The sequence below is a fragment of the Pseudomonas sp. CIP-10 genome (assembly GCF_020911845.1).
Classification (GTDB): domain Bacteria; phylum Pseudomonadota; class Gammaproteobacteria; order Pseudomonadales; family Pseudomonadaceae; genus Aquipseudomonas; species Aquipseudomonas alloputida.
In genome coordinates this window covers 5,938,088-5,958,469 of the sequence record NZ_CP087160.1, presented here as the reverse complement: position 1 = coordinate 5,958,469, position 20,382 = coordinate 5,938,088, and the positions used below count along the sequence as shown (strand labels likewise).

The 20,382-nt window shown below is 61.4% G+C and carries 21 protein-coding genes; 10 read left to right on the top strand and 11 right to left on the bottom strand.

The genetic code is table 11. From position 1 onward, the window contains the following. Window positions 1–62 precede the first annotated feature (62 nt). Both hexR and LMH93_RS26820 read left to right on the top strand, forming a co-directional pair. Window positions 63–929, top strand: coding sequence for a transcriptional regulator HexR (hexR, locus tag LMH93_RS26825; protein ID WP_003253273.1), 867 nt, complete (start codon window positions 63–65; stop codon window positions 927–929). Window positions 930–1,140: 211 nt separating this feature from the next. Beyond that, window positions 1,141–1,359: a PA3496 family putative envelope integrity protein gene (locus LMH93_RS26820; protein WP_003253275.1), complete on the top strand. Its 219-nt coding sequence runs from the start codon at window positions 1,141–1,143 to the stop codon at window positions 1,357–1,359. On the opposite strand, the gene LMH93_RS26815 is transcribed toward LMH93_RS26820, so the two are convergent. Continuing rightward, on the bottom strand, window positions 1,301–2,263 hold the full coding sequence (locus tag LMH93_RS26815) for a LysR family transcriptional regulator (protein WP_003253277.1): 963 nt from the start codon (window positions 2,261–2,263) through the stop codon (window positions 1,301–1,303). The genes LMH93_RS26820 and LMH93_RS26815 overlap by 59 nt on opposite strands. A 189-nt stretch (window positions 2,264–2,452) precedes the next feature. On the opposite strand from LMH93_RS26815, the gene LMH93_RS26810 reads away from it, so the two are divergent. Beyond that, a complete protein-coding gene (locus LMH93_RS26810; protein WP_003253279.1) occupies window positions 2,453–3,868 on the top strand; it encodes an acetyl-CoA carboxylase biotin carboxylase subunit in 1,416 nt (471 codons plus the stop codon). 11 nt (window positions 3,869–3,879) lie between these two features. Continuing rightward, window positions 3,880–5,688, top strand: a complete 1,809-nt coding sequence (gene oadA, locus LMH93_RS26805; protein ID WP_003253282.1) for a sodium-extruding oxaloacetate decarboxylase subunit alpha — start codon at window positions 3,880–3,882, stop codon at window positions 5,686–5,688. A gap of 161 nt (window positions 5,689–5,849) precedes the next feature. On the opposite strand, the gene LMH93_RS26800 is transcribed toward oadA, so the two are convergent. From LMH93_RS26800 to LMH93_RS26790, 3 genes are read right to left on the bottom strand one after another with little or no spacing between them, the layout of a single operon-like run. Next, entirely contained in the window at window positions 5,850–6,521 is a 672-nt protein-coding gene (locus tag LMH93_RS26800; protein ID WP_230064756.1) for a GNAT family N-acetyltransferase, read from the bottom strand. 7 nt (window positions 6,522–6,528) lie between these two features. Beyond that, window positions 6,529–6,975 (bottom strand): GNAT family N-acetyltransferase, encoded by a 447-nt coding sequence (locus LMH93_RS26795; RefSeq protein WP_012054127.1) that lies wholly within the window; start codon window positions 6,973–6,975, stop codon window positions 6,529–6,531. 11 nt (window positions 6,976–6,986) lie between these two features. Further along, a complete protein-coding gene (locus LMH93_RS26790) occupies window positions 6,987–7,616 on the bottom strand; it encodes an FMN-binding negative transcriptional regulator (protein ID WP_003253288.1) in 630 nt (209 codons plus the stop codon). Window positions 7,617–7,705: 89 nt separating this feature from the next. On the opposite strand from LMH93_RS26790, the gene pdxR reads away from it, so the two are divergent. After that, window positions 7,706–9,235: a MocR-like pyridoxine biosynthesis transcription factor PdxR gene (gene pdxR, locus LMH93_RS26785; RefSeq protein WP_230064755.1), complete on the top strand. Its 1,530-nt coding sequence runs from the start codon at window positions 7,706–7,708 to the stop codon at window positions 9,233–9,235. Window positions 9,236–9,266: 31 nt separating this feature from the next. On the opposite strand, the gene LMH93_RS26780 is transcribed toward pdxR, so the two are convergent. The 4 genes from LMH93_RS26780 to aspA form a co-directional block, all read right to left on the bottom strand. Further along, a complete protein-coding gene (locus LMH93_RS26780) occupies window positions 9,267–10,370 on the bottom strand; it encodes a polyamine ABC transporter substrate-binding protein (RefSeq protein WP_019752811.1) in 1,104 nt (367 codons plus the stop codon). Beyond that, window positions 10,370–11,413 carry a histone deacetylase family protein gene (locus LMH93_RS26775; protein WP_230064754.1) on the bottom strand — a complete coding sequence of 348 codons (1,044 nt, stop codon included), beginning with the start codon at window positions 11,411–11,413 and terminating at the stop codon, window positions 10,370–10,372. Before LMH93_RS26775 ends, LMH93_RS26780 begins: the two co-directional genes overlap by 1 nt. A gap of 296 nt (window positions 11,414–11,709) precedes the next feature. Then, entirely contained in the window at window positions 11,710–12,702 is a 993-nt protein-coding gene (locus LMH93_RS26770) for an AraC family transcriptional regulator (protein WP_003253295.1), read from the bottom strand. Window positions 12,703–12,932: 230 nt separating this feature from the next. Then, a complete protein-coding gene (gene aspA / locus LMH93_RS26765) occupies window positions 12,933–14,357 on the bottom strand; it encodes an aspartate ammonia-lyase (protein WP_003253297.1) in 1,425 nt (474 codons plus the stop codon). Window positions 14,358–14,539: 182 nt separating this feature from the next. On the opposite strand from aspA, the gene LMH93_RS26760 reads away from it, so the two are divergent. Beyond that, window positions 14,540–15,457 (top strand): LysR substrate-binding domain-containing protein, encoded by a 918-nt coding sequence (locus LMH93_RS26760; RefSeq protein ID WP_003253299.1) that lies wholly within the window; start codon window positions 14,540–14,542, stop codon window positions 15,455–15,457. On the opposite strand, the gene LMH93_RS26755 is transcribed toward LMH93_RS26760, so the two are convergent. Further along, window positions 15,449–16,075: a zinc-dependent metalloprotease family protein gene (locus tag LMH93_RS26755; RefSeq protein WP_003253301.1), complete on the bottom strand. Its 627-nt coding sequence runs from the start codon at window positions 16,073–16,075 to the stop codon at window positions 15,449–15,451. The genes LMH93_RS26760 and LMH93_RS26755 overlap by 9 nt on opposite strands. Before the next feature lie 270 nt (window positions 16,076–16,345). On the opposite strand from LMH93_RS26755, the gene purE reads away from it, so the two are divergent. The 4 genes from purE (at window position 16,346) to LMH93_RS26735 (ending at window position 18,866) form a co-directional block, all read left to right on the top strand. Beyond that, on the top strand, window positions 16,346–16,837 hold the full coding sequence (gene purE / locus LMH93_RS26750; protein ID WP_003253304.1) for a 5-(carboxyamino)imidazole ribonucleotide mutase: 492 nt from the start codon (window positions 16,346–16,348) through the stop codon (window positions 16,835–16,837). Between the two features lie 10 nt (window positions 16,838–16,847). Continuing rightward, window positions 16,848–17,930 (top strand): 5-(carboxyamino)imidazole ribonucleotide synthase, encoded by a 1,083-nt coding sequence (locus LMH93_RS26745; protein WP_010955825.1) that lies wholly within the window; start codon window positions 16,848–16,850, stop codon window positions 17,928–17,930. A gap of 108 nt (window positions 17,931–18,038) precedes the next feature. Then, window positions 18,039–18,284 carry a GlsB/YeaQ/YmgE family stress response membrane protein gene (locus tag LMH93_RS26740; protein ID WP_003253308.1) on the top strand — a complete coding sequence of 82 codons (246 nt, stop codon included), beginning with the start codon at window positions 18,039–18,041 and terminating at the stop codon, window positions 18,282–18,284. A gap of 48 nt (window positions 18,285–18,332) precedes the next feature. Then, window positions 18,333–18,866 carry a DUF3299 domain-containing protein gene (locus LMH93_RS26735; protein WP_003253310.1) on the top strand — a complete coding sequence of 178 codons (534 nt, stop codon included), beginning with the start codon at window positions 18,333–18,335 and terminating at the stop codon, window positions 18,864–18,866. Between the two features lie 124 nt (window positions 18,867–18,990). Here LMH93_RS26735 and LMH93_RS26730 read toward each other — a convergent pair whose 3' ends face one another. Then, window positions 18,991–19,887 carry a D-hexose-6-phosphate mutarotase gene (locus LMH93_RS26730; RefSeq protein WP_230064753.1) on the bottom strand — a complete coding sequence of 299 codons (897 nt, stop codon included), beginning with the start codon at window positions 19,885–19,887 and terminating at the stop codon, window positions 18,991–18,993. Between the two features lie 71 nt (window positions 19,888–19,958). Further along, a complete protein-coding gene (locus LMH93_RS26725; RefSeq protein WP_003253317.1) occupies window positions 19,959–20,357 on the bottom strand; it encodes an acyl-CoA thioesterase in 399 nt (132 codons plus the stop codon). Window positions 20,358–20,382: the final 25 nt, after the last annotated feature.

The window sequence follows — 20,382 nt, the reverse complement described above, 5'->3', positions numbered from 1 at the left end:
CCATGTAGTATAACTACAAGAAAGCTACAACCCGGCACGCCGATCATAACCGAGTCCAGCCTGTGAATCTGTTGCAACATATCGCCCAATCGCGCCACCTGCTGCGCAAATCGGAACTGAAAGTGGCCGACCACGTGCTGCTCGACCCGGCTGCCGTCATGCACAGCTCCATGGCCGATTTGGCGCACAGCGTGGGTATCAGTGAGCCGACCATCGTGCGTTTCTGCCGGGCCATTGGCTGCTCGGGCTTCCAGGACCTGAAGCTGAAGCTGGCGCAAAGCCTGGCTGCCGGGGCCAGCTTCGGTCAGTTCGCCATCCACGAAGACGATTCGGTCGCCGACTACAGTCTGAAGATCTTCGACACCACCCTGCACACCCTGATGGAAGTGCGCGAGCACCTTGATCCGCAGGCGCTGCAACAAGCCGTGAGCGCCATGGCCCAGGCGCAACGGGTAGAGTTTTATGGCTTTGGCGCGTCCGGTGCCGTTGCGGCCGATGCCCAGCACAAGTTCTTCCGCCTGCTGCTCAGCGCGGCAGCGTATTCCGACCCCCACATGCAAGCGATGTCGGCGGTTACCCTGAAACCGGGTGATGTGGCGGTGTGTATTTCCCAATCGGGCCGTTCCAAGGACCTGCTGATCACTGCCAACCTGGTCCGTGAGAGCGGCGCCAACCTGATTACCCTGTGCCCCAGCCAGACGCCGCTGGCCGAGCTATCGACGGTCAACCTGGCGATCGACGTGCATGAAGACACCGAGATCTACACCCCACTGACCTCGCGTATTGCCCACCTGGTGGTGATCGACGTGCTGGCCATGGGCGTTGCCATGGCGCGCGGGCCTAGCCTGGTCAACCACCTGAAGAGCGTGAAACGCAGCTTGCGCAGCTTGCGTCTGTCGCCCAAGTCGATCAAGGCTACCGACGACTGAATTCAACCTGCACTGGCCTCTTCGCGGGCTTGCCCGCTCCCACAGGTACTGTGCTCCTCTATAAATCGGTGCAATTCCTGTGGGAGCGGGTAAGCCCGCGAAGAGGCCGGTACAGGCAGTGAAAATTCACGATTCTGTCACCATTCCACCGCCAAACGGTAAACCATCAAGGCCAGTCTGAAACTCCCGCATACTATCTGGGAGACAGGCAATGGCTCGTGACTTCGACGGTACGTACCAACCCAACGCCAAGGCTCGCAAGCAGCAGGAAAAAGATCAGCGTCGCATGGAATACCGCCGCGCGATCGAGAGCTATTGCGACCAACGTCAACTGCTCCGCGACCTGGCGGACTACCCCGAGCTGCAAGCACTCACGGTATGGCAGTCGTCGGCGGCAGTTTCCCCGAAAAACGTTCAACAAGCGCGCTGATCAATGCACGTTCACCGCGGATGAATGCAAGAAACGCCAAGGCCACCGGCGACTGCCGCTTGGCCTTGGCCTGCACCACGCACCAGCTACGGTACAGCGGTAGCTCCTCGACCGGTAATTCCTTCAGCATCCCGGTGGCCAGCTCCAGGTTGACTGCGTGACGGGTCAACAGGGCGATCCCCAGCCCGGCGATCACGCATTCGCGCTGGGCGTCGGCCGAGGCTACTTCAAGCGTTTGGGCGAAATGCACACGCTTGTCCTTGAAGTACTCTTCGCACGCCTTGCGTGTTCCCGAACCTTGCTCGCGGACCAGCAGCGTATGAGGCTCCAGGTCCTGCATGCGCAACTGGTCCAGCTTGCACAGCGGGTGCTGTGGCGGCGCAACCGCAACGATCGGGTTGTTGAGGAACGGCAGAAACTCCAGGCCCATGTCTTGCGGCACCATCGACATGATGATCAGGTCGTCGCGGTTATCGGAAAGGCGGCGGATGGCTTGGGCACGGTTGACTACCGTCAGGGTCAGGTTGACTTCCGGGTGACGCTGCTTGAAGGCGGCGAACAGGTGTGGCACGAAGTACTTGGCACTGGACTCGATCGCCAGTTTCAACTGACCCTGCAGTGAGCCCTGCATGTCCGACAGCTGCATGTCCAGGCTCTCCAGGCGCCCGAAGATATCGTGGCTGGCGCGCTGCAGGGCCTCGGCCGCCTCGGTCAGGTAGAGCTTCTTGCCCACGTACTCGAACAATGGCTGACCGATCAGCTCTTCAAGCTGACGGATCTGTAGACTAACGGCGGGTTGCGTCAGCGCCATCTCCTCCGCAGCACGGCTGTACGACCGCAAATCGCACACCTCATTGAAGATCTGGAGTTGACGCAATGTCATACGCATCAAGGACTTACGCATTTTAATCTGCTCTTCGGCAACACCTTGTTACCCAACTATAAGCTTTTGCTAATACAGCCTCTAACAAATATTGATTTTTGTTTATCGACCTACAGCGCTAGGGTGAATACGCGACTGGCCAGCATCGTCTGGTCACGCGCCGACCGGTAGAACCGGCTCGACTGTTCCTACGGCTTTGGGAAGACTCCAGTGATAAAAAAAATCCTGATCGCCAACCGAGGTGAAATCGCAGTTCGGATCGTGCGTGCTTGCGCCGAGATGGGCATTCGCTCGGTAGCGATCTTTTCCGACGCCGACCGGCATGCCTTGCACGTCAAGCGCGCTGACGAAGCACACAGCATCGGTGCCGAGCCGCTGGCCGGTTACCTCAACCCGCGCAAGCTGGTGAACCTGGCTGTGGAAACCGGCTGTGATGCCCTGCACCCGGGCTATGGTTTCCTTTCGGAAAACGCTGAACTGGCAGAAATTTGCGCCGAGCGCGGGATCAAGTTCATCGGCCCGGCCGCCGACGTGATTCGCCGTATGGGCGACAAGACCGAAGCGCGCCGCACCATGATCGCCGCCGGTGTGCCGGTAACCCCGGGCACCGAAGGCAACGTTGCCGATATTCATGAAGCCCTGAGCGAAGGTGATCGCATCGGTTATCCGGTGATGCTCAAGGCTACCTCCGGTGGTGGCGGCCGTGGTATTCGCCGTTGCAATAGCCGCGAAGAACTGGAACAGAACTTCCCGCGGGTCATTTCCGAGGCGACCAAGGCATTCGGTTCGGCCGAAGTGTTCCTGGAGAAATGCATCGTCAACCCGAAGCACATCGAGGCGCAAATTCTCGGTGACAGCTTCGGTAACGTAGTGCACCTGTTCGAGCGCGACTGCTCTATCCAGCGCCGTAACCAGAAGCTCATCGAAATTGCCCCGAGCCCACAGCTCACTCCTGAGCAGCGCGCCTACATCGGCGACCTGGCGGTGCGTGCGGCCAAAGCGGTGAATTACGAGAACGCCGGTACCGTGGAGTTCCTGCTCGCCGATGGCGAAGTGTACTTCATGGAAATGAACACCCGGGTGCAGGTGGAACACACCATTACCGAGGAAATCACCGGTATCGACATCGTGCGTGAGCAGATCCGCATCGCCTCGGGGCTGCCACTGTCGGTCAAGCAGGAAGACATTCAGCACCGCGGCTACGCCCTGCAGTTCCGTATCAATGCTGAAGACCCGAAAAACAACTTCCTGCCCAGCTTCGGCAAGATCACCCGTTACTACGCCCCCGGCGGCCCGGGCGTGCGCACCGACACGGCGATCTACACCGGCTATACCATTCCACCGTTCTACGACTCCATGTGCCTGAAACTGGTGGTGTGGGCGTTGACCTGGGAAGAAGCCATGGACCGCGGCCTGCGGGCCCTGGATGACATGCGCGTGCAAGGGGTGAAGACCACCGCCGCGTACTACCAGGAAATCCTGCGCAATCCGGAATTCCGTAGCGGCCAGTTCAATACCAGCTTTGTCGAAAGCCACCCTGAATTGACCAACTACTCGATCAAGCGCAAACCCGAAGAGCTGGCCCTGGCCATCGCCGCCGCCATCGCCGCCCACGCAGGCCTGTGAGGAACCCTATAATGTCCAAGAAAATTCACGTAACCGACACGATCCTGCGCGACGCTCACCAGTCCCTGCTGGCTACCCGCATGCGTACCGAAGACATGCTGCCGATCTGCGACAAGCTCGACAAGGTTGGCTACTGGTCGCTGGAAGTCTGGGGTGGTGCCACCTTCGACGCCTGCGTGCGCTTCCTCAAGGAAGACCCGTGGGAGCGCCTGCGCAAGCTGCGCGCAGCGCTGCCAAACACCCGTTTGCAAATGCTGCTGCGCGGCCAGAACCTGTTGGGCTACCGCCACTACAGCGACGACGTGGTCAAGGCCTTCGTCGCCAAGGCGGCGGTCAACGGCATCGATGTGTTCCGCATTTTCGACGCCATGAACGACGTGCGTAACCTGCGCGTGGCCATCGAAGCGGTCAAGGCCGCCGGTAAGCACGCCCAGGGCACTATCGCTTACACCACCAGCCCGGTACACACCATCGAAGCCTTCGTGAACCAGGCCAAGCAGATGGAAGCCATGGGTTGCGACTCGGTGGCGATCAAGGACATGGCTGGCCTGTTGACCCCGTTCGCCACTGGCGAGCTGGTCAAGGCGCTGAAGGCTGAACAGTCGCTGCCGGTGTTCATCCACTCTCACGATACCGCCGGCCTGGCTGCCATGTGCCAGCTCAAAGCTGTGGAAAATGGCGCGGACCACATCGATACCGCCATCTCCAGCTTCGCCTGGGGCACCAGCCATCCGGGTACCGAGTCGATGGTTGCTGCGCTCAAGGGCAGCGAGTTCGACACCGGCCTGGACCTGGAGCTTCTGCAGGAGATCGGCTTGTACTTCTACGCCGTGCGCAAGAAGTACCACCAGTTCGAAAGCGAGTTCACCGCGGTGGACACCCGGGTGCAGGTGAACCAGGTACCGGGCGGCATGATTTCCAACCTGGCCAACCAGCTCAAGGAGCAGGGCGCCCTCAACCGCATGAACGAAGTGCTGGCCGAAATCCCGCGTGTGCGTGAAGACCTCGGCTTCCCGCCGCTGGTCACCCCGACCTCGCAGATCGTCGGCACCCAGGCCTTCTTCAACGTGCTGGCGGGTGAGCGCTACAAGACCATCACCAATGAGGTGAAGCTGTACCTGCAAGGTGGCTATGGCAAGGCTCCGGGTGTGGTCAACGAGCAACTGCGTCGCCAGGCTATCGGCAGCGAAGAAGTGATCGATGTGCGCCCGGCTGACCTGCTGAAGCCGGAAATGGCCAAGTTGCGTAGCGACATCGGTGCCCTGGCCCGTTGCGAAGAAGACGTGCTGACCTTTGCCATGTTCCCGGACATTGGCCGCAAGTTCCTCGAAGAACGCGAAGCTGGCACCTTGACGCCTGAAGTTCTGCTGCCGATTCCGGAAGCCGGTGCCGTGGCTGCCCCAGGCGGTGAAGGCGTGCCGACCGAGTTCGTCATCGACGTACACGGCGAAACCTACCGCGTCGACATCACCGGTGTGGGCGTGAAGGCCGAAGGCAAGCGTCACTTCTATCTGTCGATCGACGGCATGCCGGAGGAAGTGGTCTTCGAGCCACTCAACGAGTTCGTCAGCGGTGGCGGCAGCAAGCGCAAGCAGGCTACTGACCCTGGCCACGTAAGCACCACCATGCCGGGGAACATCGTTGATGTGCTGGTCAAGGAAGGTGACATGGTCAAGGCCGGCCAGGCGGTCTTGATCACCGAAGCCATGAAGATGGAAACCGAAGTGCAGGCGGCCATCGCAGGCAAGGTCGTGGCCATCCATGTGGCCAAGGGTGATCGCGTGACGCCAGGTGAGATCCTGATCGAGATCGAGGGCTGATTTAAGCCCTCATCTACAACTGGTTAACCTCTGGGGGGCGGATGCTCCCCTTTTTTTGTGCCGGAATCACTAGCCTCTGCGCGGGTAGACCCGAACCTCACAACGCGCATCCCTGTAGGGGCGGTTCACCCGCGAAGAGGCCAGCTGATTCAGCACACCGCTCAACCTCTGCGGCACACCTCAAGGCTTTCCACCTGGCCACCCGGTTGCTGGTTCTCTTCACTCAACCACCGCTCAAACCCGGCAGCCACCGCCGGCCATTCATCATCGGTAATCGAATACCACGCCGTATCGCGGTTATGGTCTTTCACCACCAAGTGCTTGCGGAACACCCCTTCGTAGACGAAGCCGAATCGCTCTGCCGCACGTTTGGAACGGGCATTGGCGTTATTGCACTTCCACTCCAGCCGTCGATTACCCAGCGCGAAGCCCAGCTTGCCCAGCAGGTACACCGCCTCGGTACCCTTGGGCGTACGCTGCATGGCGGCGCCGAAGGCAATGTGGCCGATCTCGATCCGACCATGGTCAGGCACGATCGACATCAGGCTGAGGATGCCTTGGGCCTGGCCGCTGGCGCGGTCGATGACGGTGTAGAAAAGCGGGTCGCGGCTAGCAGCGTTGCCTTCCAGCCAGCGGTCAAAGGCGGCACGTTCGGCGAACGGGCCGTACGGCAGGTAGTCCCACAGCACCGGATCGGAAGCCGGACCCTGCAGCACTTCCCAGAGGTCTTCGCCATGGCGCCCTGGATCGAGCTTCTCCAGGCGGATGAAGCGGCCTTCAATGGGCTCGGCCTTGGGGGTTGCGGCGGGTTTCCAGTTCAATGCGTCTGTCATGTTCGGCCTACAAGCCTTTGCGGAATTGGATGAAGCCCGAGCGCTCGGCAACCTGCTGGTACAGGCTGATGGCGGTGGCGTTGGTTTCGTGGGTCAGCCAGTGCACCTTGATGCAGTTGTCGGCTTTGGCAGTGGTGTAGACGTGCTCGATCAACTGTCGACCAATGCCCAGGCCACGTTGCGTGCTGTCCACATATAGGTCCTGCAGGTAGCAGGAATTCTCGATGCTCCAGTTGGAGCGATGGTAGATGAAGTTGACCATCCCCACCGCCTTGCCGTCGACCCAGGCCAGTGTCGAATGGGTTGGCTCGCTGGGGTCGAGCAGGCGTTGCCAGGTGCTCAGGCTGACGGCATCGGCCAGCTCGGTCTCGTAGAAGTGCAAGTAGGCCTGCCACAGGGCGTGCCAGGCCGCGTGATCTTGGGCAGTGACAGGGCGCAGGGTAAGGTTGGGCATGGGCTATTCCTTCAGAGTTGGCGCATGTGCGCCGCGAGTTGATTGTCCCGTTGATCGGGGCTGGCGCTCAGGCCCTCGCGCACGCCATCGATGTCGTGCCCGGAGCGGTTCTGGCTGAGCTTGCGCGCACCTTGCAGGCGCGCGATGGGCAGACGGATACCGACGATGGCGCGGAGCATGCCCTCGATGTAGTCGGCAGGGGCATCGGTGACTTTCCAGGGTTCGCTGCGACCCTGTTCATGGCGGTCGGTCAGGCGGCTTACGATAGCCAGTAGCGGCTCGGCCTCATGGATAACTTCGGCCGGGCCATAAGCGTGCACCGCCAGGTAGTTCCAGGTCGGCACCACCTTTGGGTTTTCGGCCTTGCTTGGGTAAAAACCGGGGCTGACATAGGCATCGGCGCCGGGGAATACCAACAGTGCTTCGCCGCCGTGTTGAAGGTCTTGCCATTGGCGGTTGGCCCGGGCCAGGTGGGCATACACGGTGCCGAAATCGCCCTCGGCGGTATCGACCAGCACCGGTAGGTGCGTGGCCAGAAGGCCCTGTTCGCCCTGGCTGACCAGAACGGCCAGGCGGGTGTCTAGCATGTGCTGGTGTAAGCGGGTGAGGTCGTGTTCCTGGTGCGGCTTACTGTTGTACATGGCGGGATCCTTGTCGAATGGTTCCATCCTAGGCAGGCTATTGGTTCTGGGTAAGATCCATTAATGCCTGTTTTCATAGGTCCAATATCATGCGCGAGTCGCCCCTCATCTTGCCTTTCGACCCTGCCGGGATCGCCTTGGATCGCAGCCGCGGGCTTAGCCAGCAGCTGTATCAGGCGTTGCGAGCGCGGGTACTGGATGGACGCCTGAGCAGTGGTACTCGCCTGCCGGCTACGCGCGACCTGGCTGCCATGTTGGCGCTTTCACGCAACAGCGTGGTGCGCGCCTACGATCAACTGTATGCCGAGGGCTTCATCGAAAGCCGGGTCGGTGATGGCACCTACGTTAGCCGGCTGCCAAAACTGTCCACACAAGTATCCACAGGGTTATCCCTGGGCTTATCAACAGGGTTATCCACATTCCGTGAAGAAAATACTGAGGATTTATCCAGCGGGAGGCTTTTCAGCGCACCTCTGCAGCGCCTGAAAAACAACCATTTGCCATCGCCCAGAAGCGGTGCGCCGCGTGCTTTTCGCGTTGGCATTCCGGCGTTCGACCTGTTCCCGTTTGACGTCTGGGCCAAGCTACAGGCGGGTTTCTGGCGCAACCCGTCCCCTGCGCAACTGGGCTATGGTGACCCCGCTGGCGAGCCGGCTTTGCGCGATCTGATAGCGGCCTATCTACGCCGCTCGCGGGGGCTGAGCTGTACGGCTGAACAAATTGTGATCACAAGCGGTGCGCAGCAGGCCATCAGCCTTTGTGCACAGTTGCTGCTGCAACCGGGCGACGGTGTGGCTGTGGAAAACCCAGGCTATCGGGCGGCCGCTCATGCCTTCACGCTCGCGGGCGGCCGGGTGTGTGGCGTGCCTGTGGATGAAGACGGGCTGAACTGCAGCCGGCTGGAACAATTGACGGATTGCCGACTGACCTATGTCACGCCTGCGCACCAATACCCGACCGGGGTGACCATGAGCCTTGCACGTCGCCTGGCATTGCTGGCCTGGGCTGAACGCAGTGACGGCTGGATCATCGAGGACGACTACGACGGCGAGTATCGCTACAGCGGTGCACCGCTGGCCCCGCTGGCAGCGCTCGACCGGCACGGGCGGGTGCTGTATGTCGGTACCTTCGGCAAGATCGCCTTCCCGGCGTTACGCCTGGGCTACCTGGTGCTTCCGTCGAAGCTGGTGCAGGCTTTCAGCCAAGGCAAAGCGTTGGCGGTGCGGCATTCGGAGGTCAGCAGCCAGTGCGTGATGGCCGAGTTCATGGCCCGTGGCCATTTTCAGCGGCATATCCGCCGTATGCGCAAGGCGGCATTGAAGCGGCGCGATGTGCTCAAGGCCGGTTGGCTTGTGGATATTCCGGGGTTGGGCGCAATGCCGGAAGTGGCGGCTGGGCTGCATGTGAAGGTCGATGTGGATAACTTTGCTCGGGAGCAGGAGTTGGTGGCCAAGGCTGAGGCGGTGGGGGTGGAAGTGACACCACTGAGCAATTTCTGGTTGGCGGACTGCGAGGTGCCTGTGGATAAGCGGGCAGGGCTGGTGCTGGGCTTTGCGGCAGTGCCGGAGGGCGAGATTGCCGAGGCCTTGATGAAACTACGCAAAGTCTGGAAAAAATGAGTGGGGCTGCAAAGCAGCCCCCGGTTCAACATCAGGTACCGGACTTTATCCGCGTCCAGGCGCGGGTTCTGGCCCGTTCGGCATCTCGCGTCAAAGGCTTGAGGGTATACAGCTTGGCCATCGCCTCTGCCGTCGGATACAGGTTGGGGTTGTTGCGAATCGTCGGATTCACCTTGTCGGTCGCATCCTTGTTCGGGTTCGGATACCCCACGAAGTCGCTGATCGGCGCAATCACCTCTGGCCGCAGCAGGTAATTGATGAACGTATGCGCATCCTCCGGGTTCGCAGCGCCCTTTGGAATCGCCAGCATGTCGAACCAGATCGGCGCGCCTTCCTTGGGCAGGCGCATGTCCACCACCACGCCGTTGTTTGCCTCACGGGCGCGGTTGGCTGCCTGCGAGAAGCTGCCGCTGTAGCCCACTGCCACACAGATGTCGCCATTGGCGATGTCTGCCATGTACTTCGAGGAGTGGAAGTAGGTGATATGCGGACGAATCTTCAGCATCAGCTCCTCGGCCTTCTTGTAGTCAGCCGGTTTGTCGCTGTTCGGCGGCAAGCCCAGGTACTGCAGGGCCAGCGGTAGAATCTCCGACGGCGAGTCGAGCAGGGCCACGCCGCACTGCTTGAGCTTGGCGATGTTCTCTTCCTTGAAGATCAGGTCCCAGCTGTCCACCGGCGCGTTGTCGCCGAGTGCAGCCTTGACCTTGGCCGGGTTGAAGCCAATCAGCACGGTGCCGTACATATACGGCACGGCAAACTTATTGCCCGGGTCGTTAGCCTCGATCAGCTTCATCAGTGCCGGGTCCAGGTGTTGCCAGTTCGGCAGCTTGCTGCGATCCAGCGGCTGGAACACCCCCGCTTCGATCTGCTTGGCGAGGAACACGTTGGACGGTACTACCACGTCATAGCCGGAGTTGCCGGTTAGCAGCTTGGCTTCCAGCGCCTCATTGGTGTCGAAGATGTCGTACACCAGCTTCACGCCGCTGTCCTTCTGGAAGGCAGTCAAGGTCTGCGGGGTGATGTAATCGAACCAGTTATATACACGCAGGGTGCGCTGCTCGGCTTGCGCATTCAGGGCGCCCGCGAACAGGGTGGCAGCGATGAACGGGGCGAGCAGACGTTTGAGTCGGACCATTATCGGGCTCCTGGCTGGGCGCGCTGGAAGCCTTCCAGCACATTGACCGCGTTGATGCCGATTTCCTCCACAGCGTAGCCGCCTTCCATCACGAACAGGGTCGGCTTGCCGAGTTGGCCGATGCGCTTGCCCATTTCCAGGTAGTCCGGGCTGTCCAGCTTGAACTGCGAGATGGGGTCGTCCTTGAAGGTGTCCACACCCAGTGAGATGACCAGCACGTCGGCGTCATAGCTGGCGATGCGCTTGCAGGCATCCTCCAGGGCTGCGCTCCAGGCGGCCCAGTCGCTACCGGCCGGCAAGGGGTAGTTGATGTTGTAGCCCTGGCCTGCGCCTTCGCCTGTTTCATCGGCATAGCCGAGGAAGAACGGGAATTCGTCCTGCGGGTCGCCGTGTATCGAGGCGAAGAACACGTCATCGCGGCTGTAGAAGATGTCCTGGGTACCGTTGCCGTGGTGGTAGTCGACGTCAAGAATGGCGACCTTGCGTCGGCCTTGGTCGAGGAAGGCCTGGGCAGCGATGGCGGCGTTATTCAGATAGCAGTAGCCGCCCATCACTTCGCCGGCAGCGTGGTGCCCTGGCGGACGGCACAGGGCGAACGCCGCATGGGCGCCTTGCTGAATCGCTGCCTGGGCGGTCAGGGCAACTTGTGCAGCACTATAGGCCGCCTGCCAGGTACCCGCGGCGATGGGGGCGCCGGCATCGAAGCTGTAGTAACCCAGTTCGCCATGCAGGCCGGTCGGCTTGACCTGGCGCAGTGTGCGGGCTGGCCAGGTGAAGGGCAGCAGGTCACCCTCTTGGCCCAGTGCAGCCCAGCGCGCCCAGGCGCCTTCGAAGAAATCCAGGTAATCGGCGCTGTGGACGCGCAACAGCGGCGCACGGCCGAAGTCGGTCGGGCCCTGGATGTCGCCGAGGTTGCGGGTTTTCACTTGGTCGAGCACATGGTCGGCGCGCGAAGGCATTTCGAAACAGGGCATCAGCTTGCCATCGATCAGCTCGCAGCGGCCGTGGTGCAGGCGGTGGTCATCGGAATAGATCGTCAGCATTGTTGTTCTCCGGTGGGACTGGCGTGGGTCCATTGTCATGGGCTGATCAGCAGGGGAGAACGACGCAAACGGCCAAAAGGGGATCGATATGGCCAAGGTCTTTGGCCAGATGGGTGGTGACCTACCCCAGCCTCGTCGCGGGTAAGGCAGCGGCGGCAACGGTGAACGGCCTTTGGACATTGGCCGGCAGGCCCGGCCCTTTCGCGGGTGAACCCGCTCCTACAATGGCCGCCAGGGCGTCAGGGGTTGTGACGCCCCTGTAGGAGCGGGTTTACCCGCGAAGAGGCCAGAACAGGTCAACCACGAAAATGGCTGGGCGCCACGCCACTCCAGCGCTGGAAGGCATGCCGAAAACTGGCTGTCTCACTGAACCCCAAAGTCTCCGCAATCCGGTAGATCGGCATCTGTTCATCGGCCAGTAACTGCTTGGCCCGCTCGAACCTCAGCTCGTCCAGCAGCTGTTGATAACTGCTGCCCAGCGCCTGCAAATGCCGGCGGAGGGTGCGCGACGAGCAGTTCATCTGCCGCGCAAGCCCTTCCAGCCCAGGTGCTGCGTCCAGTTGCTGCGCCAGCAGCTGGCGAATCCGCCCCAGCCATGCCTGGCGACCGGTGAATTCAAGGTTCAGGCGCCGGCAGCGCTCGCTCATGGCTTTGTGAGTAATCGGGTCGGCCAGCGGCAGCGGCATATCCAGCCATCGCCGTTCGAAGGCAAAGGCATTGTCCTCGGCGGCGAAACCGATCGGGCATTGAAACGCTTCGGCATAGAGCGCGTGGTAACCAGGGCGAGGGTGTTCGAAGCGTGCGCCAAGCAGCGGCAACGGCCGGCCAAGCAGGTCGTCACAGATGACTTTCAGCGACACCAGGCAGAACTCGGCGTTGAAAGCGCTCAGCGCCGGGCTGTCCTGGTAATCGCTGGCGCTGAACCAGACACGTTGGCCGTCGTCGAGCAAGCGCAGCTTGAAGACTGTTCCCAGCAGTGCCGGATACTGCAGCGCCAGGCGTAAGGCGTCACCCAAAGTGGCACTGGAGAGCAGCGCGTAACCGAGCATGCCGTAGCACGACACACGCATGCGCTGGCCCAGTTCCAGGCCAATGTCCTCGCGCCGGGCCACAGCATTGGCGCAAACCTGCAGCTCCTGCTGGGTGGTGATGCGCGCATCGGCATGCCCCAGGTCTGCCGGGCCAATGCCGCTGCCGGCCAGCAACGCCGACGCCTCGCAACCGTCTGCCTGGAAGACGTTGAGGATCAGCGAAACTGCGTTGAGGGTGGTCAGGTGGCTGTGCAGCATGCTGGGTAATCCCGTTGGGCTGGGACGCATTATGGAGCAAGTTGTGTGCCGATCTACGGGGCTGCAGGCAAACCACATACCCTGCCGGCGCGGCCGGGTGTTGCGAAGGCCTGCATAGCGGCCTCCAAAACCTTCAGGCAAAAAAAAGGCCCGAAGCAAGCGCTCGGGCCTTGGAAAGGTTGAGAGGTGTCTAGTCCCTCGACCTGGTGAGACTGTTTACAGCGGCCTGATTACGCTTTCAGCGGAACCAGACGTGGAGCGATCATGTTTTCCGGACGCAGGATGTCGTCGAGCATCGCGTCGTCCAGCAGCTTCTCTTCGCGCACCAGTTCCAGTACGCCGCGGCCGCTTTCCAGGGCAACGCGGGCGATACGGGTGGCGTTCTCGTAGCCGATGTACGGGTTCAGGGCGGTAACCAGGCCGATCGAGTGCTCGACCAGTTCACGGCAGCGCTGTTCGTTGGCGGTGATGCCGACGATGCAGTGCTCGCGCAGCATGTCCATGGCGCGTTGCAGCAGGCGGATCGAGTCGAAGATCTTGTACGCGATCAGCGGCTCCATCACGTTCAGCTGCAGCTGACCACCTTCGGCGGCGACGGTCAGGGCCAGGTCGTTGCCCATGATGGCGAAGGCCACCTGGTTCACAGCTTCTGGAATAACCGGGTTGACCTTGCCTGGCATGATCGAGCTGCCTGGCTGACGCGCTGGCAGGTTGATCTCGTTGATGCCGGTACGCGGGCCGCTGGACAGCAGGCGCAGGTCGTTGCAGATCTTCGACAGCTTGACCGCGGTGCGCTTGAGCATGCCGGAGAACAGCACGAAGGCGCCCATGTCGGAGGTGGCTTCGATCAGGTCGGCAGCGGGTACCAGCGGATGGCCGCTGATGGTGGCCAGGCGCTGTACGGCCAAGGCCTGGTAGCCAGGGTCGGCGTTGATGCCAGTACCGATGGCGGTACCGCCCAGGTTGATTTCGGTCAGCAGTTCCGGAGCCAGCGAGCGCAGGCGCTGCAGGTCTTCAGTCATGGTGGTGGCGAAGGCGCGGAATTCTTGGCCCAGGGTCATCGGGACGGCGTCCTGCAGCTGGGTACGGCCCATCTTCAGTACGTGGTCGAATTCTTTACCCTTGGCAGCGAAGGCCTGGATCAGGCTATCAAGGCTGGCCAGCAGCGCGTCGTGACCCAGCAACAGGCCCAGGCGGATTGCGGTCGGGTAGGCGTCGTTGGTCGACTGCGCCATGTTCACGTCGTTGTTAGGGTGCAGGTACTTGTACTCACCCTTCTGGTGGCCCATGGCCTCCAGCGCAACGTTGGCAATGACTTCGTTGGCGTTCATGTTGGTAGAAGTACCAGCGCCGCCCTGGATCATGTCAACCACGAACTGGTCGTGGAAATCGCCTTTGATCAGGCGGGCGCAGGCTGCGGAAATGGCAGCGTGCTTGGCATCGCTCAGGTGACCCAGCTCACGGTTGGCGTCGGCAGCGGCCTGCTTGACCATGGCCAGGGCCACGACCAGCTTCGGGTAGTGCGACAGCGGAACACCGGAGAGGTGGAAGTTGTTGGCAGCGCGCAGGGTCTGGATGCCGTAGTAGGCATCTGCAGGAACTTCAAGGGTACCCAACAAGTCTTTTTCGACGCGGAACGATGCAGCAGAGGACATGATGTATATCATCTCGATTTTGACCCGGCACATGCCGGAATGGCGCCAATCCTAGGCCTGAAGGTGTTTTTGCGGCCAATGCTATTGCACGCTAACCTATGCACAAACGGCATAGTGTTTCATGTGACGCCAATTGATATTCGAGCGTGTTCCATTTTGGTGCGCGCCGGGAGATGTGCTTCGTGAACCTTGAAAGCAAATGGCTGGAAGACTTCAGTGCTCTGGCCGCTACCCGCAGTTTTTCCCAGGCCGCAGAGCGGCGTTTCGTGACCCAACCGGCCTTCAGCCGGCGCATTCGCAGCCTTGAGGCGGCGTTGGGCCTGCAACTGGTGAACCGCTCTCGCACACCCATCGAGCTGACCGAGGCGGGTCAGCTATTTCTCGTCACAGCGCGTACTGTTGTCGACCAGTTGAGCGAAATTCTCCGCCATTTGCATCACTTGGAAGGCGGGCAGGGCGAAGTGGTGCAGGTAGCTGCGGCACACTCCTTGGCGTCGGGTTTCTTCCCCCGTTGGGTGGCCCAGCTGCGCAACGACGGTTTGAACATCGCCACCCGCCTGGTTGCGACTAACGTCGGAGATGCTGTGCATGCACTGCGCGAAGGCGGCTGCGACCTGATGCTGGCGTTCTATGACCCGGACGCGGCCTTGCAGATGGATGCCGAGATCTTCCCGTCGCTGCACATGGGCACCACTGAAATGCTGCCGGTGTGCGCCGTGGATGCCGATGGCAAGCCGTTGTTCGACCTGGAGGGCGAGGGCAGTGTGCCGTTGCTAGCCTACACCGCCGGCGCATTCCTCGGCCGCTCGGTCAACTTGCTGTTGCGCCAGCGCAACCTGCGTTATACCACCGTCTACGAAACCGCCATGGCCGACAGCCTCAAGAGCATGGCCCTGGAGGGGATGGGCATCGCTTGGGTGCCGCGCCTGTCGATGCGTGGCGAGCTCGAACGCGGTGAACTGGCGATCTGCGGCGGTAGCCAATGGCATGTGCCGCTGGAAATCCGCCTGTACCGCTGTGCTTTGGTGCGTAAGGCTAACGTCCGCTTGCTATGGCGCAAGCTGGAGTCGTCTGGCGCACAAGGTGAAGCGTCAATTTGAGTTGTATGTCAGGTAATCAGTGATATTTGCACGATTCCTGTCGCTGTAGCGGTAGCAGTTGGATCGTGCCGGTACACGGGGGTGCGTGTACGTTTCGCACACCCAGCCATTGAACTTCAGTTCGGCGTCTTCATGCGTGGCACCTAGCAGATGGCCAATTTCATGAGCGGCAGCACCGTATGCGGCCACAGAGGCAATGGCCGTTTTCTGCTTGAAATAGGCCAAGCCGGCGTTGTAGTTCAGGCCGCTATGATCGTAGCTGTTGCGAGTGAGCAGGAGATGTTTGTCCATGAGAGAGTAGAGCCGGTGTCGCTGTTGTGCATACACCTGCTGGCTGAAAGCTTCCAGGAGCTTTTCGGACGGCATTCCTGCATAAGCAATATCGGTTATGTGTTTTACATTGCGTTGAAATATCACTTCGATGGGATGTTGGCTGAAACGGCGCATTTCGTTCAGCCAATGCTGGAAGAAGTCTTCGTTCAATTGCCCGTCGTGCATATCGGCCAGGTCGTCGTGCACATAGACGGTGACGGTGAGCGAGTGGGCCGCCGAAGCACTTGGCAATTGCAAGCTGAGTACCAGGCCAAACGAAAGTGCGAAAAAGCATGGAGTTTTCATGTAGACGTACCAAAGTGCGCGAGTTAAGGGCTGCGAGCGTGCAGCACTCGTCGACCCCGAGGCAGCAGGAAAAAGTTGTCCCACGAGACAGCTTGCCCTTTGATCCGGCATGTGCTTGTAGGGGTGGGCGGCCAGCCTTTAAATACGTTACAATCCCGCGCCTTCGGCCGACCTGGTCGATTCAGAATCCGTATGACAAGCCACGCCGGCCCACCTGCGTGGCTTGTTGCTTTTAGCGCGCCAGAAGGCGCTTGCAGGAGAGGCTCGACGATGAGTGCACTGGTTGGCGTGATCATGGGCTCCAAGTCCGATTGGTCCACCCTTAGCCACACCGCCGATATGCTGGAAAAACTCGGCATTCCCTACGAAGTGAAGGTGGTTTCCGCCCACCGCACCCCGGATCTGCTGTTCCAGTATGCCGAGGAGGCTGAGGGCCGTGGCATCGAGGTGATCATCGCCGGTGCCGGTGGCGCAGCCCACCTGCCAGGCATGTGCGCCGCCAAGACCCACCTGCCGGTGCTGGGCGTGCCGGTGCAGTCGTCGATGCTGTCGGGCGTCGATTCGCTGCTGTCGATCGTGCAGATGCCAGCCGGTGTGCCGGTTGCCACCCTGGCCATCGGCCGTGCCGGTGCGGTCAACGCTGCCCTGTTGTCGGCCAGCATTCTGGGCGCCAAGTACCCGCAGTACCACGCGGCGTTGAAGCAGTTCCGCACGGAACAGACCGACACCGTGCTGGACAACCCAGACCCGCGCCAGGCTTGAGGCTCAACCCATGAAGATCGGTGTAATCGGTGGCGGCCAGCTGGGCCGCATGCTGGCCTTGGCGGGTACCCCGCTGGGCATGAACTTCGCCTTCCTCGACCCGGCACCGGACGCCTGCGCTGCGCCCTTGGGCGAACACCTGCGTGCCGACTACGGTGATCAGGACCACCTGCGTCAGCTGGCCGACGAAGTCGACCTGGTCACCTTCGAGTTCGAAAGCGTCCCGGCCGAGACCGTGGCCTTCCTCTCGCAGTTCGTGCCCGTGTACCCCAGCGCCGAATCGCTGCGCATCGCCCGTGACCGCCTGTTCGAAAAGAGCATGTTCCGCGACCTGGGCATCCCCACCCCGGCCTTCGCCGACATCCTCTCGCAGGCAGATCTGGACGCCGCGGTGGCCAGCATCGGCCTGCCGGCCGTGCTGAAAACCCGCACGCTGGGTTACGACGGCAAGGGCCAGAAGGTGCTGCGCACGCCAGAAGACGTGGTGGGTACCTTCGCCGAGCTGGGCAGCGTGCCATGCCTGCTGGAGGGCTTCGTGCCGTTCACCGGCGAGGTGTCGCTGGTGGCCGTGCGTGGCCGCGATGGTGAAACCCGCTTCTACCCGCTGGTGCACAATACCCACGAGAGCGGCATTCTGCGCTTGTCGGTAGCCAGCCAGGCACACCCGCTGCAGGCTCTGGCCGAAGATTACGTCGGCCGCGTGTTGCAGAAGCTGGATTACGTTGGCGTGATGGCCTTCGAGTTCTTCGAGGTTGACGGTGGCTTGAAGGCCAACGAAATCGCCCCGCGCGTGCACAACTCCGGGCACTGGACCATCGAAGGCGCCGAGTGCAGCCAGTTCGAGAACCATCTGCGTGCCGTTGCCGGCCTGCCACTTGGCTCGACCGCCAAGGTGGGCGAGAGCGCGATGCTCAACTTCATCGGTGAAGTACCGGCCGTGGACAAGGTTGTCGCCATCGGCGACTGTCACCTGCACCACTACGGCAAGGCCTTCAAGGTTGGCCGCAAGGTAGGACACGCCACCCTGCGCTGCCCTGACATGGCCACCCTCGAGCGCAAGATTGCCGAAGTAGAGGCGCTGATCAGCAACTGATCGGGCTTCGAATCGAACTTCCGCAAGCGGCATGCCCTCTGAATATGGCAACAAGCCGAAGCCCGTCTAGGCTTTGGCTTGTTCCAACTTCACTGCAGAGGGATTGCCATGGGTATCATTGGAACCATCTTCATCGGCCTCATCGTCGGCCTGCTGGCCCGCTTCATCAAGCCGGGCGATGACAGCATGGGCTGGATCATGACCATCCTGCTGGGTATTGCCGGCTCCTTGTTGGCTACCTATGGCGGCCAGGCACTGGGTATATACCAGGCTGGGCAAGCGGCAGGCTTCCTTGGCGCGCTGGTCGGTGCCGTGGTGCTGCTGGTGATCTACGGATTCATCAAGAAACGCTGATTACTGGTTAGAATGCTCGGCAATTCATTCGAGTTGCCGAGCATTTCCATGCGTGCCTTTTTCCTTGTCCCCTTGCTGTTGGCCAGTACCCTGGCCCATGCCGAACTGCCCGAAACCGACTGGCTGGAGCTGATGCCCAGGTCGGACCAGAAGGCACTCGAACAAATGCCTGAAATCGACCACAACTCACCGGAAGCCATGGGCACCTTTACCGCCAAGGGAGGCCTCAAGCAGAGCAAGGGCCTGCCTGCGGTGATGTACTCGACCAAGACCGTTGCAGCCATGAATGGCAAGGATATCCGCCTAGGTGGCTACCCTGTGCCGCTGGAGAGTGACGCCAAGGGCAACAGTACGTTGTTCTTCCTGGTGCCGTACCCGGGTGCGTGCATCCATGTGCCGCCACCGCCGCCCAACCAGTTGGTACTGGTGCGCTACCCGAAAGGCCTGAAGATCGATGACATCTACACCCCGCTGTGGGTCAGCGGCAAGCTGAAGGTGGAGAAGGTCAGCAATGACCTGGCCGATGCGGCCTATGCGCTGGATGCGGGGAAGGTGAGGGTGGTGGAGGATGCTGATCTCTGAACGGCTGTGCCGGCCTCTTCGCGGGTAAACCCGCTCCTACCCGGCGTCCACAGGCCTCGCATGCCGCGGGGTATCTGTAGGAGCGGGTTTACCCGCGAAGAGGCCGGCACAGGCACCGTAAAACTCAGATCATTTCGCTGACAATCCTGACCGCTAGCGAACTGCTGTGCCCGGGCTTCAATTCCACCAGGTCATCCCACACATTCGCCGTCTCGATGCACAGCATTCGCTGCCATCCATCGTCAGCCATGTCCGCCAGCTCCTTCGCCCGCTCGGTCCACGGGTTCCAGATCACCGCCGAGCGCGAGCCGCTGCTGGTCAAGGTAATCCGCCGATCCCAATGCGGGTCGACGATGCTGAGGGTCTGCGGGGTGTTCAGGTAGATCCGGTCCGTCTCCCCGGCAAACATCAGTGCCCCTTGCTGCTGGCGCTGTTCCCAGTCCGCCAGGGTCTCGATATAACCCAGCCCGTCGACACCCTCGACCCGCGCCTGGCGCACATCGCTGACCGCGAAGTAGCTATGCAGGGCCTGGCTGATGGTCACGGGGGTATTGCCCATGTTGCGGCTGGTCAGGCTCAGTGTCAGGTCTGCGCCCATCTCCACCACCAGTTTCAGCTCGACATCATGGGGCCAACCGGGCAGGTCGCCCCGCGCTTCAGGCAGTTCGAACTCGATCCGCAGGGTCTCGCCCACTTCCTCGATACCCAGCAATTGCCAGTCACGCGTGCGCGCAAGCCCGTGGGCAGGCGCCGGTGTTCCCTGGTACATGGCCTGGACGGCCTGAGGGTTGCGCTGCAGGTTGCCAAACCATGGCCAGCACACCGGTACCCCGGCGCGTACCGACTTGCCCTGGCGGAAGATGGCCTGGTCGCTCAGCCACAGCAGCGGCGGTTCGCCCACCTGCTGGTAGCTGAGGACCTGTGCGCCCTGCTGGGCGATCAGGAGTTCGGCACGGTCACTGCTGATACGCCAGCAGTTGAGTTCGCCATGTTGCTCGGTTACGACCTGAAAGGTAGCCATTGCGTTCTTCTCATTGATTGCCAGTGGGCCTTGGACCCGGGCAGATGCAATGAGTTTACCGCCAGCGTGGCTCAGCGACGAGGCACCGAGCGGGTACGACCACTGCCGTCGATGGCGACGAAGACGAATACCGCTTCTGTGACCTTGCGCCATTCGCTGGACAGCGGGTCGTCGCTCCACACTTCGACCATCATCTGGATCGAGCTGCGGCCGATTTCCAAGGTCTGGGTATAGAAAGACAGCTGTGCGCCGACCGCGACGGGCACCAGGAAGGCCATGCGGTCGATGGCGACGGTGGCTACGCGGCCGCCGGCGACACGGCTGGCCATGGCCGTGCCTGCCAGGTCCATCTGGGCAACCAGCCAACCGCCGAAGATATCGCCGAAACCGTTGGTTTCTCGCGGCAATGCGGTGATTTGCAAGGCCAGGTCGCCTTGCGGGATTGGATCTTCTTGTTCGAGCTCAATCATGCGATGGGGCCTCTGACCCGTGACG

Excerpts from the sequence above, each read along its gene's own strand:
- aspA (WP_003253297.1), bottom strand. The coding sequence starts at position 14,357 with ATGTCCTCTGCTGCATCGTTCCGCGTCGAAAAAGACTTGTTGGGTACC.
- pdxR (WP_230064755.1), top strand. The coding sequence starts at position 7,706 with ATGCGCGAGTCGCCCCTCATCTTGCCTTTCGACCCTGCCGGGATCGCC.
- LMH93_RS26725 (WP_003253317.1), bottom strand. The coding sequence starts at position 20,357 with ATGATTGAGCTCGAACAAGAAGATCCAATCCCGCAAGGCGACCTGGCC.
- LMH93_RS26770 (WP_003253295.1), bottom strand. The coding sequence starts at position 12,702 with ATGCTGCACAGCCACCTGACCACCCTCAACGCAGTTTCGCTGATCCTC.
- LMH93_RS26815 (WP_003253277.1), bottom strand. The coding sequence starts at position 2,263 with ATGCGTAAGTCCTTGATGCGTATGACATTGCGTCAACTCCAGATCTTC.
- LMH93_RS26790 (WP_003253288.1), bottom strand. The coding sequence starts at position 7,616 with ATGTACAACAGTAAGCCGCACCAGGAACACGACCTCACCCGCTTACAC.
- LMH93_RS26800 (WP_230064756.1), bottom strand. The coding sequence starts at position 6,521 with ATGACAGACGCATTGAACTGGAAACCCGCCGCAACCCCCAAGGCCGAG.
- LMH93_RS26730 (WP_230064753.1), bottom strand. The coding sequence starts at position 19,887 with ATGGCTACCTTTCAGGTCGTAACCGAGCAACATGGCGAACTCAACTGC.
- LMH93_RS26735 (WP_003253310.1), top strand. The coding sequence starts at position 18,333 with ATGCGTGCCTTTTTCCTTGTCCCCTTGCTGTTGGCCAGTACCCTGGCC.
- LMH93_RS26780 (WP_019752811.1), bottom strand. The coding sequence starts at position 10,370 with ATGGTCCGACTCAAACGTCTGCTCGCCCCGTTCATCGCTGCCACCCTG.
- purE (WP_003253304.1), top strand. The coding sequence starts at position 16,346 with ATGAGTGCACTGGTTGGCGTGATCATGGGCTCCAAGTCCGATTGGTCC.
- oadA (WP_003253282.1), top strand. The coding sequence starts at position 3,880 with ATGTCCAAGAAAATTCACGTAACCGACACGATCCTGCGCGACGCTCAC.
- LMH93_RS26795 (WP_012054127.1), bottom strand. The coding sequence starts at position 6,975 with ATGCCCAACCTTACCCTGCGCCCTGTCACTGCCCAAGATCACGCGGCC.
- LMH93_RS26740 (WP_003253308.1), top strand. The coding sequence starts at position 18,039 with ATGGGTATCATTGGAACCATCTTCATCGGCCTCATCGTCGGCCTGCTG.
- LMH93_RS26745 (WP_010955825.1), top strand. The coding sequence starts at position 16,848 with ATGAAGATCGGTGTAATCGGTGGCGGCCAGCTGGGCCGCATGCTGGCC.
- LMH93_RS26820 (WP_003253275.1), top strand. The coding sequence starts at position 1,141 with ATGGCTCGTGACTTCGACGGTACGTACCAACCCAACGCCAAGGCTCGC.
- LMH93_RS26775 (WP_230064754.1), bottom strand. The coding sequence starts at position 11,413 with ATGCTGACGATCTATTCCGATGACCACCGCCTGCACCACGGCCGCTGC.
- LMH93_RS26755 (WP_003253301.1), bottom strand. The coding sequence starts at position 16,075 with ATGAAAACTCCATGCTTTTTCGCACTTTCGTTTGGCCTGGTACTCAGC.